Raw genomic sequence first — 13,250 nt, forward strand, 5'->3', positions numbered from 1 at the left:
ATGCTGATGCCGCGCAAGCCCCCGAAGGGCTTCCGCAAGCCGCACCACCCGGACCGCCACGGCGCGTCCAAGGGTGGTAACCGGGTGGTGTTCGGCGAGTTCGGGATCCAGGCTCTCGAGCCGGCGTACGTGACCAACCGGCAGATCGAGTCGGCGCGTATCGCGATGACCCGTCACATCAAGCGTGGCGGCAAGGTCTGGATCACGATCTTCCCGGACCAGGCGCTCACCAAGAAGCCGGCCGAAACCCGGATGGGTTCCGGTAAGGGTTCGACCGAGTGGTGGGTCTCCAACGTGAAGCCGGGGCGGATTCTCTTCGAGATGTCCTTCCCCAACGAGCAGATTGCGCGAGAGGCGATGCGTCGCGCGATCCACAAGCTCCCGATGAAGTGCCGCATTGTGACGCGCGAAGTGGGTGAGTCCTGATGGCAGCGGGCGTTAAGGCCGCCGAGCTGCGTGAGCTCTCCGAGGAGGAGCTGGTCACGAAGCTGCGGGAGGCCAAGGCGGAGCTGTTCAACCTCCGCGTGCAGGCCGCAACCGGTCAGCTGGACAACAACCGGCGGCTGCAGGTCATCCGTCGGGAGATCGCCCGGATCTACACGATCATGCGCGAGCGCGAGCTGGGGCTCTCGGCCGCGCCGACTGAGGTGACTGCAGGATGAGCGAGAACACCACCACCACCGAGACCCGGGGCCGCCGCAAGGTCCGCGAGGGTCTGGTGGTCAGCGACAAGATGGACAAGACCGTCGTCGTCGAGGTCGAGGACCGCGTCAAGCACGCGCTGTACGGCAAGATCATGCGTCGTACCAGCAAGCTGAAGGCGCACGACGAGCAGAACAGCGCCGGCATCGGCGACCGGGTCCTGATCATGGAGACCCGGCCGCTCTCCGCCACCAAGCGCTGGCGGCTCGTGGAGATCCTGGAAAAGGCCAAGTAGCGAAGGCTTCGAGCTCGCCCGACGTCGCGTCGGGCGCGGGTTCCGCCAGGCTCCGGCCGCTACGGCGGCCGGAGAACCGGCAGACATAGGAGATAGACGTGATTCAGCAGGAGTCGCGACTGCGCGTCGCCGACAACACGGGTGCCCGGGAGATCCTGTGCATCCGGGTTCTCGGTGGCTCCGGTCGGCGCTACGCGAGCATCGGCGACGTCATCGTGGCCACCGTCAAGGACGCGATCCCGGGTGCCGGTGTGAAGAAGGGCGACGTCGTCAAGGCGGTCGTCGTTCGCACCGTCAAGGAGAAGCGGCGTCCGGACGGGTCGTACATCCGCTTCGACGAGAACGCCGCCGTCATCATCAAGGATGGTGGCGACCCGCGCGGTACCCGTATCTTCGGCCCGGTCGGTCGGGAGCTGCGGGACAAGCGGTTCATGAAGATCATTTCCCTCGCGCCGGAGGTGTTGTGACCGTGAAGGTCAAGAAGGGCGACACGGTCGTCGTCATCGCCGGCAAGGACAAGGGTGCCAAGGGCAAGGTCATCGCGGCCTACCCGCGGCAGGACAAGGTCCTGGTCGAGGGCGTGAACCGGGTCAAGAAGCACACCCGCATCAGCACCACCCAGCGCGGCGCCAAGACCGGTGGCATCGTCACCCAGGAGGCCCCGATCAACGTCTCGAACGTGATGGTCGTGGACTCCGACGGCAAGCCGACCCGTGTCGGTTACCGGATCGACGACAACGGCCAGAAGGTCCGCATCGCGCGTAGCACCGGTAAGGACCTCTGATGACCACGGCTACCGAAACCAACACCACTCCGCGTCTGAAGGAGCGGTACCGCAGCGAGATCGTGGCCAAGCTGCGCGAGCAGTACGACTACGGCAACCCGATGCAGGTGCCGCGGCTGGTCAAGATCGTCGTCAACATGGGTGTCGGCGAGGCCGCCCGGGACGCCAAGCTGATCGACGGCGCCGTCCGGGACCTGGCCACCATCACCGGCCAGAAGCCGCAGGTGCGGCGGGCGACCAAGTCCATCGCGCAGTTCAAGCTCCGCGAGGGCATGCCGATCGGCGCGAAGGTGACCCTCCGCGGCGACCGGATGTGGGAGTTCCTGGACCGGCTGCTGTCGATCGCGCTGCCGCGTATCCGCGACTTCCGCGGTCTCGACGGCCGCAAGCTCGACGGGCACGGCAACTACACGTTCGGCCTGACCGAGCAGTCGGTGTTCCACGAGATCGACCAGGACAAGATCGATCGCCAGCGGGGCATGGACATCACGGTGGTCACCACCGCCACGACCGACGACGAGGGCCGGGCGCTGCTCAAGCTCCTGGGCTTCCCGTTCAAGGAGAACTGAGATGGCCAAGAAGGCGCTGATCCTCAAGGCGGCCGCGAAGCCGAAGTTCTCGGTTCGCGCGTACACCCGCTGCCAGCGGTGCGGGCGTCCGAAGGCGGTCTACCGCAAGTTCGGTCTCTGCCGGGTGTGCATCCGGGAGATGGCCCACCGCGGTGAGCTGCCCGGCGTGTCCAAGGCTTCCTGGTAATAGCCCGGCGCGCTCCGCGCGTCAGCTGCACTGTCTCTTCGCCGTAGGCCTGCGGCCGATTCGCGGGAACCCCGGCGAGAAAGGTTGACGAAATCCATGACGATGACCGACCCGATCGCAGACATGCTCACGCGTCTGCGTAACGCCAACCAGGCGTACCACGACCGGGTGACGATGCCTTACTCCAAGATCAAGGCGAACATCGCCGAGGTCCTGAAGGCCGAGGGCTACATCGCCACCTGGTCGGTCGAGGAGCCCGAGGAGGGCGCCGTCGGCAAGCGACTGGCCGTCGAGCTGAAGTACGGCCAGAACCGGGAGCGGAGCCTGGCCGGGATCAAGCGGGTGTCCAAGCCCGGACTGCGGGTGTACGCCAAGTCGGGCGAGCTTCCTCGGGTGCTCGGCGGACTGGGCGTGGCGATCATTTCGACGTCCCAGGGGCTGCTCACTGACCGGCAGGCCCGCAAGCGGAGCGTTGGCGGGGAAGTCCTCGCCTTCGTCTGGTAACGGGAGACAGGTAGAAATGTCGCGTATTGGACGTAAGTCGATCCCGGTGCCGTCCGGCGTCGACGTCACGATCGACGGGCAGACCGTCAAGGTCAAGGGCCCGAAGGGCGAGCTGGCGCACACCCTCGCCGAGCCGATCCGCGCCGAGCGGAGCGAGGACGGTCAGCTGTCCGTCAACCGCCCCGACGACGAGCGCAAGTCGAAGGAACTGCACGGCCTCAGCCGTACCCTGGTCGCCAACATGATCGTCGGCGTCACCGAGGGCTACCGGAAGAGCCTGGAGATCAACGGCACCGGTTACCGGGTGACGGCCAAGGGCAAGGACCTGGAGTTCGCGCTCGGCTTCTCGCACCCGGTCGTGGTGACCGCGCCGGACGGAATCACCTTCACGGTGGAGCGTCCGACGCTGTTCCACATCGCCGGCATCGACAAGCAGCAGGTCGGCGAGATCGCCGCCAACATCCGGAAGATCCGCCCGCCGGAGCCCTACAAGGGCAAGGGCATCAAGTACCAGGGCGAGGTCATCCGCCGCAAGGCCGGAAAGGCAGGTAAGAAGTGAGCGCCACGCTGCTCAAGCGCCGCCGCGGCGTCGCCGCCAAGCGCGCCGTCGGGCGTGCGCGTCGGCACTTCCGGGTCCGCAAGAACGTCAGTGGTACGGCCGAGCGTCCGCGCCTGGTCGTCACCCGTTCGCTGCGGCACATCGTCGCCCAGGTCGTCGACGACAACAAGGGTCACACCCTGGCGTCGGCGTCGACGATGGACGCCTCGCTGCGCGGTGCCGAGGGCGACAAGAGCGCCCTCGCCGGCAAGGTGGGCGCCCTGCTCGCCGAGCGGGCCAAGGCCGCCGGCGTTTCCAAGGTCGTCTTCGACCGCGGCGGCAGCCGGTACGCGGGGCGGGTCGCCGCGCTTGCCGATGCCGCCCGCGAAGCCGGGCTCGACTTCTAGTAACCCCGTCACGAGAGAGAAGGAAGGCTGCTGATGCCAGGTCAACAGCGCCGTGGCGGCGGGTCCGGTGGCAACGAGGGTGGTCGCCGCGACAACCGCCGTGAGGGCGGCCGCGGAAACGCGCCCGTCGAGAAGACCCCGCACCTTGAGCGGGTCGTCGCGATCAACCGCGTCGCCAAGGTCGTGAAGGGTGGTCGTCGCTTCAGCTTCACCGCCCTGGTGATCGTGGGCGACGGCGACGGCACGGTCGGCGTGGGCTACGGAAAGGCCAAGGAGGTGCCCGCGGCGATCGCCAAGGGTGTCGAGGAGGCCAAGAAGCACTTCTTCAAGGTGCCGCGGATCGGCCAGTCGATCCCGCACCCGGTGCAGGGTGAGGACGCGGCCGGCGTCGTGCTGCTCAAGCCGGCCTCGGCCGGTACCGGTGTCATCGCCGGTGGGCCGGTGCGTGCCGTGCTGGAGTGCGCGGGCATCCACGACGTGCTCTCCAAGAGCCTCGGCTCGTCCAACCCGATCAACATCGTGCACGCCACCGTGGCGGCCCTGAAGGCGCTTGAGTCGCCGGAGGCTGTCGCCAGCCGTCGTGGCCTGCCGGTGGAGGACGTCGCGCCGGCCGCCATGCTTGCTGCGCGGGCGGGGGTGGCTTCCTGATGGCACGGCTTAAGGTCACCCAGGTCCGATCCGAGATCGGGACCAAGCAGAACCAGCGGCACTCGCTGCGCTCGCTCGGTCTCAAGCGGATCAACGACGTGGTGGTCAAGGAGGACCGGCCCGAGATCCGCGGCATGATCTTCACTGTGAGCCACCTCGTGAAGGTCGAGGAGGTCGAGTAATGACGATCAAGGTCCACCACCTGCGCCCGGCGCCGGGGGCCAAGACCGCGAAGACCCGTGTGGGTCGCGGTGAGGGCTCCAAGGGCAAGACCGCCGGCCGCGGTACCAAGGGTTCTAAGGCCCGTAAGAACATCTCGGCGGCCTTCGAGGGTGGGCAGATGCCCATCCACATGCGCCTGCCGAAGCTGAAGGGCTTCAAGAACAAGTTCAAGGTGACGTTCCAGGTGGTCAACCTGGAGCGGCTCGCCGAGCTCTTCCCGAACGGCGGCCAGGTCGGCCCGCAGGAGCTGGTCGACGCCGGCGCCGTCCGCAAGGGGCAGCCGGTGAAGGTTCTCGGTACCGGGGACCTCGGTGGAGTGAACCTTCAGGTGTCGGCGCACGCGTTCAGCGCGTCGGCCAAGGAGAAGATCGCCGCCGCCGGTGGCTCGGTCACCGAGCTGTAAGGCATGTGACCCATGGCGCCCGTCCAGTTGTGACCAACTGGCGGGCGCCATGGTCTACCTGGGACGTGTGCGCCCAGTAATATCGGATTCGGTTTATGTAGCCGGGCACATCTGCCCGGAGCGGGATTGGACTGTTAGAGTCCCTTCCCAGCCATGGATATCGGGCACTCGCCCGGCACCCACCCCGAACCGCCAGGGACAACCGGCGGCCCGCCTCGCGCAGGAGGAAGAAGTTGCTGTCCGCCTTTCTCAGTGCGTTCCGTACGCCTGACCTGCGCAAGAAGCTGCTGTTCACAGTCGGCATCATCGCGATCTACCGGCTCGGCGCCACCCTGCCCAGCCCAGGCGTCTCGTACGGCAACGTGCAGAAGTGCCTCGACTCGATCCAGGGTGACACGACCGGCGTGCTGAACCTGCTCAACCTGTTCTCGGGCGGGGCGCTGCTGCAGCTGTCAGTCTTCGCGCTGGGCATCATGCCCTACATCACCGCGTCGATCATCCTTCAGCTGCTGACCGTGGTGATCCCACGGCTCGAGCAGCTGCGTAAGGAGGGCCAGGCCGGCCAGGCGAAGATCACCCAGTACACCCGTTACCTGACCCTCGGCCTCGGTGTCCTCCAGGCCTCGGCGTTCGTGGCGCTGGCCCGCTCCGGGCAGCTCTTCCAGAACCGCTGCGACCAGTTCCCGATCATCCCCGAGGGTCTCGGCATTCCGGACTGGCTGACGCTGAGCGTCCTGGTCATGACGATGACCGCCGGCACCGGTGTGGTCATGTGGCTCGGTGAGCTGATCACCGACCGCGGCGTCGGTAACGGCATGTCCGTGCTGATCTTCACCTCGATCGCCGCCCGTCTGCCCAGCGAGGGCTGGCAGATCAAGAACTCGCAGGGCTGGTGGAAGTTCTTCCTCGTCATCGCCCTGGTCCTGGTCGTCATCACCGCCGTCACCTTCATCGAGCAGGCGCAGCGCCGGATCCCGGTGCAGTACGCCAAGCGCATGATCGGCCGGCGGATGTACGGCGGCACCTCGACCTACATCCCGCTGAAGGTCAACCAGGCGGGTGTCATCCCGGTCATCTTCGGCTCGTCGCTGCTCTACCTGCCGCAGCTCGCCCTGCAGTTCTTCGACCAGACGAACCCGGGCAAGACTCAGGCGTGGATCCAGAACAACCTGGTGGCGCCCGACAGCCCGATCTACATCGCGGTCTACTTCCTGCTGATCATCTTCTTCACGTACTTCTACGTCTCGATCACGTTCAACCCGACCGAGGTCGCGGACAACATGAAGAAGTACGGCGGGTTCGTGCCGGGCATCCGCCCGGGCAAGCCGACGGCCGACTACCTGGACTTCATCCTCAGCCGGATCACCCTTCCGGGCGCGCTCTACCTGGGCATCGTCTCGATCCTGCCGAACTTCTTCTTCATCTGGCTCGACAACCAGCAGTACCAGAACTTCCCGTTCGGTGGTACCGCTGTGCTGATCATGGTCGGCGTCGGTCTGGAGACCGTGAAGCAGATCGAGAGCCAACTGATGCAGCGGAACTACGAAGGGTTCCTGCGGTAGATGAGACTCGTCTTGGTTGGCCCGCCGGGCGCGGGTAAGGGCACACAGGCCGAGTTCATCGCCGCCCATCTCGCGGTGCCGAAGATCTCGACCGGCGACATCTTCCGGTCGAACGTGTCCCAGGGCACCCCGTTGGGCGTCGAGGCGAAGCGGTACATGGACGCCGGCGAGCTGGTACCGGACGAGGTCACCATCAACATGGTCCGGGACCGGCTCGCCGAGCCGGACGCCAGCGAGGGCTTCCTGCTCGACGGGTTCCCGCGTACGACCCCGCAGGCGGCCGCGCTGGACAAGCTCCTCGCCGACCTGGGTACCGCCCTGGACGTGGTGCTCGAACTGGTCGTCGACGACGACGAGGTGATCCGGCGGCTCTCCGGCCGCCGGACCTGCCGGGGCTGCGGCAAGATCTGGCACGTCGAGTTCGACGCCACCACCCGCGAGGGCATCTGCGACCGGTGCGGCGCCGAGCTGTTCCAGCGGGACGACGACAAGCCGGAGACCATCGCCACCCGGCTGCGGGAGTACGCAGACAAGACCGCGCCGTTGGTCGACTACTACGGCGCCCAGGGCAAGCTGGTCGGGATCGACGCCACGGGCCCGGTGGAGGACGTCACCGTCCGTGCCATCGACGCCCTCCGGTCCTACGGCGGCTGAGGTTCGCCGGCTCGCCGGTGGATAGAGTGCGAACAGCGGGGTACGTCCGGCGTACCCCGCTGTCTCGGCAACGAAAGGTAATCGCTCCATGCGTCGTCCCCAGCTGGACATCCAGCTGAAGACCCCCGAGCAGATCGTGAAGATGCGGGCCGCCGGTCTGGTGGTCGCCGAAGCGCTGCGGCGGATGAGGGAGGCGGTCGCTCCCGGGGTCAGCACGGCCGACCTGGACGCCATCGCCGAGTCGACGATCCGCGACGCGGGCGCCGTCCCGTCGTTCAAGGGCTACCACGGCTTCCCGGCCTCGATCTGCTCCTCCGTCAACGAGCAGGTGGTGCACGCCATCCCGGCGTCCGGCCAGCTGCTCCGCGACGGCGATCTGATCTCCATCGACTGCGGTGCGGTGCTCGACGGCTGGCACGGCGACTCGGCGATCACCGTGGGGGTCGGCGACGTCGACCCGGCGCTGCTCAAGATGGCGGCGGTGGCCGAGGACGCGATGTGGGCCGGGATCGCCGCTGCGGCCCGCGGGGCGGCGAACGGCCGGGGACGACTCACCGACATCTCGTCGGCGGTGGAGAAGGCGGTGCGCCGCGGTGGGCGGTACGGCATCGTCGACGGCTACGGCGGCCACGGCATCGGCACCGAGATGCACCAGGATCCGCACGTGCTCAACCACGGGCGGCCGGGCAAGGGGCCGCGGCTGGTGGCCGGCATGGCCCTGGCGATCGAGCCGATGATCACCATGGGTTCGCCCCGTACGGCCGAGCTGTCGGACGGCTGGACCGTGGTGACCCGTGACGGGTCGATGGCGGCGCACGTCGAGCACACCATGGCGCTGCTGCCCGACGGGGTGTGGGTGCTGACCGCCGAGGACGGCGGCCGGGCCCGGCTGGGCGATCTGGTCACGGCCCGCCAGCCCGCCGACTCACCGACCGCCTGACCCCGCTCGCCGGCTCCGTACGCCGGGCCCTGCGGCTCCGACCCGTGGTGACGATCAAGACGGCCGCGGCGGCCTCGCCATCGCGATGGGGACGCCTGCGGCGGCAAGCTCGTGGGTCTCGTCTGATTGGCGTATGCGTGGCATGCTCGCGGGCGTGGAGGGGCGCAACGAGATGCGGGCCGCCGATGCCGATCGCCAGGCGGTTGCCGATCGGCTGCGGGTGGCGTTGGACGAGGGCCGGCTGGATCTGCACGAGTACGACGAGCGCCTCCAGCGGGCCTACGGGGCTCGGACCTACGGGGAACTGGACGTGTTGCTGACCGATCTCCCGGCGGTCACGCCTCGGGCGGAGGCGCAGTTGTCGGTGCCCACCGCCGCGCCGGTGGTGGCCGGGACGCCGCCGGTCGACCGTGCGCCGACCGGACGCTGGCTGCTCCAGGTCTGGATGCCGTACCTCCAGGTGGTGCCGGTCACCGTAGGGGTCTGGGTGATTTCGTCCCTGTCGTCCGGTGAACTCCTCTACTTCTGGCCCGGCTGGGTAGCCGGCCCCTGGGGCATGCTCCTGCTGCTCCGAACGGTCGGCGGCCTGAACGCCGGAGAGCCGCAGCGGTGGATGGAGAAGCGGGAACGCCGGCGCGAGCGCAAGCGAGCGAAGCGGGACCGCCGCCGCTAGTCGGCCCGTCCCGGCCCGGCCCACGGGCCCGGCTTTCCTCCATAGGCGGAACCCGCTGGTGGTCGGTTTGGCGGCGGCGCGCAGGCGGGCGTACACTGACTGATCGGCGCACAGCGTCCACTCCGGCATGCCCATCAGCGCTTCGATGGGTGCTGGAGCCGCGGCTGGCGCGGGCTACCTGATTTTGATCGGTTTCCCGTGTAAGACGTTGTGGGCCGTCCGGAGCAACCGACGTCAGGACAGCGGAGGACATGCCGAAAAAAGACGGAGCCATCGAGATCGAAGGTCGGGTCATCGAGCCCCTGCCGAACGCCATGTTCCGCGTGGAGCTCGCGAACGGCCACAAGGTGCTGGCTCACATCAGCGGCAAGATGCGGCAGCACTACATCCGCATCCTGCCGGAGGATCGGGTCGTCGTCGAACTCTCGCCGTACGACCTGACCCGCGGGCGCATCGTCTACCGCTACAAGTAGTCCTGACGACGGCCGGGACATCTCCGTGTCCGTCTTCGACGTCCGAGGCCGCGCGTGGCGCGTCACCGGGCCTGATGGGAAGTAAGGCAACCGTGAAGGTCAAGCCGAGCGTCAAGAGGATCTGCAACAAGTGCCGGGTGATCCGCCGGCACGGCCGGGTCATGGTCATCTGCAGCGACCCGCGCCACAAGCAGCGCCAGGGCTGAGTTCCTCGGCCGGCCACGACGATGGCCGGTGAGGATGGCCCCGGACGCAGATCCGACAGCACACACAGCACATGCTCGTCCCAGCCGCGAGCGGTACGTCCCAGACGTACTTCCTCGTGGCTGACCCCCGGTCGGAGGCCGGGGCCCGCTCGGGCAGCGGCCGTCATCCGGTCGCCGGCGTCAACCGCCGGGGACAGGTGAGGGTCGGAGCGGGGTGGGGCGGGCCAGACCTCCGCCAACATCACGAGGAGTACGCCCGCACATGGCACGTCTAGTCGGCGTCGACCTCCCCCGCGAGAAGCGGATGGAGATCGCGCTCACCTACATCTTCGGCGTGGGCCGCACCCGCGCCCTGGAGACGCTCGCCGCCACCGGCATCTCGCCGGACAAGCGCGCTCGGGACCTCACGGACGAGGAGCTGGTCCAGCTCCGGAACCACATCGAGGGCAACTACAAGGTTGAAGGCGACCTGCGCCGTGAGGTCGCCGCTGACATCCGCCGCAAGGTCGAGATCGGCAGCTACGCGGGTATCCGGCACCGCCGGGGCCTGCCCGTGCGTGGCCAGCGGACCAAGACCAACGCGCGGACCCGGAAGGGCCCGAAGCGGACCGTGGCCGGCAAGAAGAAGCCCGGCAAGAAGTAAGACGTAGACCGGAATACGGGTCTGGGTCCGCCGAGCTAGGCCAGGCCGCAACCTGTATCGGGAAGTCAACTAGGAGCGCAGAAGACTTATGCCACCGAAGGCTCGTGCCGGAGCTGCAGTCAAGAAGGTCCGGCGCAAGGAACGCAAGAACGTCGCCCACGGGCAGGCGCACATCAAGAGCACCTTCAACAACACCATCGTGTCCATCACGGACCCGACCGGTGCGGTCATCTCCTGGGCCTCTGCGGGCCAGGTGGGTTTCAAGGGCTCCCGCAAGTCGACCCCGTTCGCCGCGCAGCTGGCTGCCGAGGCCGCCGCGCGTCGGGCGATGGACCACGGCATGCGCAAGGTCGACGTGTTCGTCAAGGGCCCCGGCTCCGGCCGGGAGACCGCCATCCGTTCGCTGCAGGCCGTCGGGCTGGAGGTCGGACAGATCTCCGACGTCACCCCGCAGCCGCACAACGGATGCCGTCCGCCGAAGCGTCGTCGGGTCTGAGAGGTAGAGAGAGATGGCTCGTTACACCGGTGCTGACTGCCGCCGTTGCCGGCGGGAGAAGATGAAGCTGTTCCTCAAGGGCAGCAAGTGCGATGGCCCGAAGTGCCCGTTCGAGTCCCGGCCGTTCCCGCCCGGGCAGCACGGCCGCGGCCGCACGAAGGAGACGGAGTACCTGCTCCAGCTCCGTGAGAAGCAGAAGGCCCGTCGGGTCTACGGCGTGCTCGAGAAGCAGTTCCGCGGCTACTACGAAGAGGCCGTGGGCAAGCAGGCGAAGACCGGTGAGGTCCTCCTGCAGATCCTCGAGTCGCGGCTGGACAACGTGGTCTACCGGGCCGGCTACGCCAAGTCCCGCGACATGGCCCGCCAGCTCGTCAAGCACGGCCACTTCACGGTGAACGGCAAGAAGGTCGACATCCCGTCGTTCCGCGTGAAGGAGCACGACATCATCGAGGTTCGGGTGAAGAGCAAGGAGCTCACCCCGTTCATCGTGGCGCAGGCCGAGGCCGGCTCGAAGTCGGTTCCGGCCTGGCTGGAGGCGATCCCCAGCCAGATGAAGATCCTCGTGCACTCCCTCCCGGCCCGTCAGGTGATCGACACCCAGGTCCAGGAGCAGCTGATCGTCGAGCTCTACTCCAAGTAAGGGCTCGTTGCGGTGGCCCGCCCCGATCGGGGCGGGCCACCGGAACACTTTGTGTCGTGGGCGTCAAATAGCGGGCGTCCCGGAAGAGAAGAGAAGAAATGCTCATCAGCCAGCGACCGTCTCTCTCCGAAGAGTCGATCAACGAGACCCGCTCCCGGTTCACCATCGAGCCGCTCGAGCCGGGCTTCGGCTACACCCTGGGCAACTCGCTGCGGCGTACGCTGCTGTCGTCGATCCCGGGCGCGGCGGTGACGTCGATCAAGATCGACGGCGTGCTGCACGAGTTCACCACGATCCCCGGTGTCAAGGAGGACGTGGTCGAGCTCGTCATGAACATCAAGGAGCTCTGCGTGAGCTCCGAGCACGACGAGCCGGTCAGCATGTACCTGCGCAAGCAGGGCCCGGGCGACGTGACGGCGGGCGACATCCAGCCGCCGGCCGGCGTCTCGGTGCACAACCCGGACCTGAAGCTCGCCACCCTGAACGGCAAGGGCCGGCTCGACATGGAGCTGACCGTCGAGCGGGGCCGGGGTTACGTCACGGCGGCGCAGAACAAGCAGGCGGGTGCCGAGATCGGCCGGATCCCGGTCGACTCGATCTACTCGCCGGTGCTGAAGGTCACCTACCGCGTCGAGGCGACCCGTGTCGAGCAGCGGACCGACTTCGACCGGCTGATCATCGACGTCGAGACCAAGCCGTCGATGGGCCCGCGTACGGCGCTGGCCTCCGCGGGTTCCACGCTCGTGGAGCTCTTCGGGCTGGCCCGGGAGCTGGACGAGACGGCCGAGGGCATCGACATCGGCCCGTCGCCGCAGGACGCCCAGCTGGCGGCGGATCTGGCCCTGCCGATCGAGGAGCTGGACCTCACCGTCCGCTCCTACAACTGCCTCAAGCGCGAGGGCATCAACACCGTTGGTGAGCTCATCGGGCGTACCGAGGCCGACCTCCTCGACATCCGGAACTTCGGCCAGAAGTCGATCGACGAGGTCAAGATGAAGCTCGCCGGGATGGGTCTGGGGCTGAAGGACTCGGCTCCGAACTTCGACCCGGCGCACGTCGTGGACGCCTTCGGCGAGGCCGACTACGACACCGACGACTACCGCGAGACCGAGCAGCTCTAGTCCGCGCTGCCGCCACATCTGAGGAGCACCGAGAATGCCCACGCCCACCAAGGGTCCCCGCCTCGGCGGCAGCCCCGCGCACGAGCGGCTGATGCTGGCCAACCTGGCCACCGCGCTGTTCCAGCACGGCAAGATCCAGACCACCGAGACGAAGGCCCGGCGGCTGCGCCCGCTGGCCGAGCAGCTCATCACCAAGGCCAAGCGCGGTGACCTGGCCTCGCGGCGGCGGGTGCTGGGTGTCGTCAAGGACAAGGACGTGGTCTACGCCCTGTTCGACCAGATCGCGCCTCGGTACGCCAACCGCAACGGTGGCTACACCCGGATCGTGAAGACCGGGCCGCGCAAGGGTGACGCCGCGCCGATGGCGATCATCGAGCTGGTCGAGGAGCTGCAGGTCGCCGAGCCGAAGGCGAACAAGAAGACCGCTGCCCGCAAGGCTGCTCAGCAGGACAAGGTCGAGGCGCTCGCGCCCGAGGAGGAGTCGCCGCGCTCCGAGTCGGCCGACCAGGACTCCGAGGCGCCGGTCTCGGCGTCCGGCGACACCGCTGAGTCCCGCGAGGACAGCGACCTCGCCATCGAGGAGAACAGCGTTAACAACGAGAACAAGGCCTGATCCAGGGCTTTGGTCGGGCCCGGCACCCCT

24 protein-coding genes are annotated in these 13,250 nt (G+C 67.8%); all 24 read left to right on the top strand.

Annotation, left to right across the window (positions count from 1 at the left end; all coding sequences use genetic code 11):
• The 24 genes from rplP to rplQ all read left to right on the top strand — a co-directional run bounded on the left by rplP (position 1) and on the right by rplQ (position 13,220).
• Complete coding sequence (gene rplP / locus D7044_RS29535; RefSeq protein WP_120684268.1) at positions 1 to 426, top strand: 50S ribosomal protein L16; 426 nt, start codon at positions 1 to 3, stop codon at positions 424 to 426.
• Positions 426 to 662, top strand: coding sequence for a 50S ribosomal protein L29 (gene rpmC / locus D7044_RS29540; protein WP_012015118.1), 237 nt, complete (start codon positions 426 to 428; stop codon positions 660 to 662). Before rplP ends, rpmC begins: the two co-directional genes overlap by 1 nt.
• Entirely contained in the window at positions 659 to 937 is a 279-nt protein-coding gene (rpsQ, locus tag D7044_RS29545) for a 30S ribosomal protein S17 (RefSeq protein WP_120684270.1), read from the top strand. The genes rpmC and rpsQ overlap by 4 nt, the downstream gene beginning before the upstream one ends.
• A 98-nt stretch (positions 938 to 1,035) precedes the next feature.
• The gene (gene rplN / locus D7044_RS29550; protein ID WP_020520472.1) at positions 1,036 to 1,404 is read left to right on the top strand and encodes a 50S ribosomal protein L14; all 369 of its coding nucleotides are present in this window, start codon (positions 1,036 to 1,038) and stop codon (positions 1,402 to 1,404) included.
• A complete protein-coding gene (rplX, locus tag D7044_RS29555) occupies positions 1,401 to 1,721 on the top strand; it encodes a 50S ribosomal protein L24 (protein ID WP_187398703.1) in 321 nt (106 codons plus the stop codon). The genes rplN and rplX overlap by 4 nt, the downstream gene beginning before the upstream one ends.
• A complete protein-coding gene (gene rplE / locus D7044_RS29560; RefSeq protein ID WP_120684272.1) occupies positions 1,721 to 2,290 on the top strand; it encodes a 50S ribosomal protein L5 in 570 nt (189 codons plus the stop codon). The genes rplX and rplE overlap by 1 nt, the downstream gene beginning before the upstream one ends.
• A 1-nt stretch (position 2,291) precedes the next feature.
• Entirely contained in the window at positions 2,292 to 2,477 is a 186-nt protein-coding gene (locus D7044_RS29565) for a type Z 30S ribosomal protein S14 (RefSeq protein ID WP_007073023.1), read from the top strand.
• Positions 2,478 to 2,573: 96 nt separating this feature from the next.
• Positions 2,574 to 2,981 carry a 30S ribosomal protein S8 gene (gene rpsH / locus D7044_RS29570; RefSeq protein WP_120684274.1) on the top strand — a complete coding sequence of 136 codons (408 nt, stop codon included), beginning with the start codon at positions 2,574 to 2,576 and terminating at the stop codon, positions 2,979 to 2,981.
• 16 nt (positions 2,982 to 2,997) lie between these two features.
• On the top strand, positions 2,998 to 3,540 hold the full coding sequence (rplF, locus tag D7044_RS29575) for a 50S ribosomal protein L6 (protein ID WP_120684276.1): 543 nt from the start codon (positions 2,998 to 3,000) through the stop codon (positions 3,538 to 3,540).
• Positions 3,537 to 3,926 (top strand): 50S ribosomal protein L18, encoded by a 390-nt coding sequence (gene rplR, locus D7044_RS29580; protein WP_120684278.1) that lies wholly within the window; start codon positions 3,537 to 3,539, stop codon positions 3,924 to 3,926. The genes rplF and rplR overlap by 4 nt, the downstream gene beginning before the upstream one ends.
• 33 nt (positions 3,927 to 3,959) lie before the next feature.
• A complete protein-coding gene (gene rpsE / locus D7044_RS29585; protein ID WP_120684280.1) occupies positions 3,960 to 4,574 on the top strand; it encodes a 30S ribosomal protein S5 in 615 nt (204 codons plus the stop codon).
• Positions 4,574 to 4,756: a 50S ribosomal protein L30 gene (rpmD, locus tag D7044_RS29590; protein ID WP_120684282.1), complete on the top strand. Its 183-nt coding sequence runs from the start codon at positions 4,574 to 4,576 to the stop codon at positions 4,754 to 4,756. The genes rpsE and rpmD overlap by 1 nt, the downstream gene beginning before the upstream one ends.
• Complete coding sequence (gene rplO / locus D7044_RS29595; protein WP_120684284.1) at positions 4,756 to 5,199, top strand: 50S ribosomal protein L15; 444 nt, start codon at positions 4,756 to 4,758, stop codon at positions 5,197 to 5,199. The genes rpmD and rplO overlap by 1 nt, the downstream gene beginning before the upstream one ends.
• Positions 5,200 to 5,432: 233 nt before the next feature.
• Positions 5,433 to 6,761, top strand: a complete 1,329-nt coding sequence (secY, locus tag D7044_RS29600) for a preprotein translocase subunit SecY (RefSeq protein ID WP_120684286.1) — start codon at positions 5,433 to 5,435, stop codon at positions 6,759 to 6,761.
• Positions 6,762 to 7,415, top strand: a complete 654-nt coding sequence (locus tag D7044_RS29605; protein ID WP_120684288.1) for an adenylate kinase — start codon at positions 6,762 to 6,764, stop codon at positions 7,413 to 7,415.
• Between the two features lie 88 nt (positions 7,416 to 7,503).
• Positions 7,504 to 8,355 (top strand): type I methionyl aminopeptidase, encoded by an 852-nt coding sequence (gene map, locus D7044_RS29610; RefSeq protein WP_120690849.1) that lies wholly within the window; start codon positions 7,504 to 7,506, stop codon positions 8,353 to 8,355.
• A 172-nt stretch (positions 8,356 to 8,527) separates the two neighbouring features.
• Entirely contained in the window at positions 8,528 to 9,028 is a 501-nt protein-coding gene (locus D7044_RS29615; protein ID WP_120690867.1) for a DUF1707 SHOCT-like domain-containing protein, read from the top strand.
• A gap of 251 nt (positions 9,029 to 9,279) precedes the next feature.
• Complete coding sequence (infA, locus tag D7044_RS29620; RefSeq protein WP_007073013.1) at positions 9,280 to 9,501, top strand: translation initiation factor IF-1; 222 nt, start codon at positions 9,280 to 9,282, stop codon at positions 9,499 to 9,501.
• Positions 9,502 to 9,593: 92 nt separating this feature from the next.
• Positions 9,594 to 9,707, top strand: a complete 114-nt coding sequence (gene rpmJ / locus D7044_RS29625) for a 50S ribosomal protein L36 (protein ID WP_043965539.1) — start codon at positions 9,594 to 9,596, stop codon at positions 9,705 to 9,707.
• Between the two features lie 262 nt (positions 9,708 to 9,969).
• Positions 9,970 to 10,350, top strand: a complete 381-nt coding sequence (gene rpsM, locus D7044_RS29630) for a 30S ribosomal protein S13 (protein ID WP_076466650.1) — start codon at positions 9,970 to 9,972, stop codon at positions 10,348 to 10,350.
• 88 nt (positions 10,351 to 10,438) lie between these two features.
• Entirely contained in the window at positions 10,439 to 10,846 is a 408-nt protein-coding gene (gene rpsK / locus D7044_RS29635) for a 30S ribosomal protein S11 (protein ID WP_076466649.1), read from the top strand.
• Positions 10,847 to 10,859: 13 nt separating this feature from the next.
• Positions 10,860 to 11,486, top strand: coding sequence for a 30S ribosomal protein S4 (rpsD, locus tag D7044_RS29640; protein WP_120684291.1), 627 nt, complete (start codon positions 10,860 to 10,862; stop codon positions 11,484 to 11,486).
• Positions 11,487 to 11,584: 98 nt separating this feature from the next.
• Positions 11,585 to 12,607, top strand: coding sequence for a DNA-directed RNA polymerase subunit alpha (locus D7044_RS29645; protein ID WP_120684293.1), 1,023 nt, complete (start codon positions 11,585 to 11,587; stop codon positions 12,605 to 12,607).
• 34 nt (positions 12,608 to 12,641) lie between these two features.
• A complete protein-coding gene (gene rplQ, locus D7044_RS29650; protein ID WP_120684295.1) occupies positions 12,642 to 13,220 on the top strand; it encodes a 50S ribosomal protein L17 in 579 nt (192 codons plus the stop codon).
• The last annotated feature ends 30 nt before the right edge of the window (positions 13,221 to 13,250 follow it).

Source organism: Micromonospora musae (genome assembly GCF_003626635.1).
Classification (GTDB): Bacteria; Actinomycetota; Actinomycetes; order Mycobacteriales; family Micromonosporaceae; genus Micromonospora; species Micromonospora musae.

Bases quoted from the DNA above. Each gene is read 5' to 3' on its own strand.
- rpsD (WP_120684291.1), top strand. From the start codon at position 10,860: ATGGCTCGTTACACCGGTGCTGACTGCCGCCGTTGCCGGCGGGAGAAG.
- rplP (WP_120684268.1), top strand. From the start codon at position 1: ATGCTGATGCCGCGCAAGCCCCCGAAGGGCTTCCGCAAGCCGCACCAC.
- rplO (WP_120684284.1), top strand. From the start codon at position 4,756: ATGACGATCAAGGTCCACCACCTGCGCCCGGCGCCGGGGGCCAAGACC.
- rpsE (WP_120684280.1), top strand. From the start codon at position 3,960: ATGCCAGGTCAACAGCGCCGTGGCGGCGGGTCCGGTGGCAACGAGGGT.
- map (WP_120690849.1), top strand. From the start codon at position 7,504: ATGCGTCGTCCCCAGCTGGACATCCAGCTGAAGACCCCCGAGCAGATC.
- rplE (WP_120684272.1), top strand. From the start codon at position 1,721: ATGACCACGGCTACCGAAACCAACACCACTCCGCGTCTGAAGGAGCGG.
- infA (WP_007073013.1), top strand. From the start codon at position 9,280: ATGCCGAAAAAAGACGGAGCCATCGAGATCGAAGGTCGGGTCATCGAG.
- D7044_RS29565 (WP_007073023.1), top strand. From the start codon at position 2,292: ATGGCCAAGAAGGCGCTGATCCTCAAGGCGGCCGCGAAGCCGAAGTTC.
- rpsH (WP_120684274.1), top strand. From the start codon at position 2,574: ATGACGATGACCGACCCGATCGCAGACATGCTCACGCGTCTGCGTAAC.
- rpsK (WP_076466649.1), top strand. From the start codon at position 10,439: ATGCCACCGAAGGCTCGTGCCGGAGCTGCAGTCAAGAAGGTCCGGCGC.
- rpmC (WP_012015118.1), top strand. From the start codon at position 426: ATGGCAGCGGGCGTTAAGGCCGCCGAGCTGCGTGAGCTCTCCGAGGAG.
- rpsQ (WP_120684270.1), top strand. From the start codon at position 659: ATGAGCGAGAACACCACCACCACCGAGACCCGGGGCCGCCGCAAGGTC.
- rpsM (WP_076466650.1), top strand. From the start codon at position 9,970: ATGGCACGTCTAGTCGGCGTCGACCTCCCCCGCGAGAAGCGGATGGAG.
- rplF (WP_120684276.1), top strand. From the start codon at position 2,998: ATGTCGCGTATTGGACGTAAGTCGATCCCGGTGCCGTCCGGCGTCGAC.
- rplQ (WP_120684295.1), top strand. From the start codon at position 12,642: ATGCCCACGCCCACCAAGGGTCCCCGCCTCGGCGGCAGCCCCGCGCAC.
- rpmD (WP_120684282.1), top strand. From the start codon at position 4,574: ATGGCACGGCTTAAGGTCACCCAGGTCCGATCCGAGATCGGGACCAAG.
- D7044_RS29615 (WP_120690867.1), top strand. From the start codon at position 8,528: ATGCGGGCCGCCGATGCCGATCGCCAGGCGGTTGCCGATCGGCTGCGG.
- D7044_RS29645 (WP_120684293.1), top strand. From the start codon at position 11,585: ATGCTCATCAGCCAGCGACCGTCTCTCTCCGAAGAGTCGATCAACGAG.
- D7044_RS29605 (WP_120684288.1), top strand. From the start codon at position 6,762: ATGAGACTCGTCTTGGTTGGCCCGCCGGGCGCGGGTAAGGGCACACAG.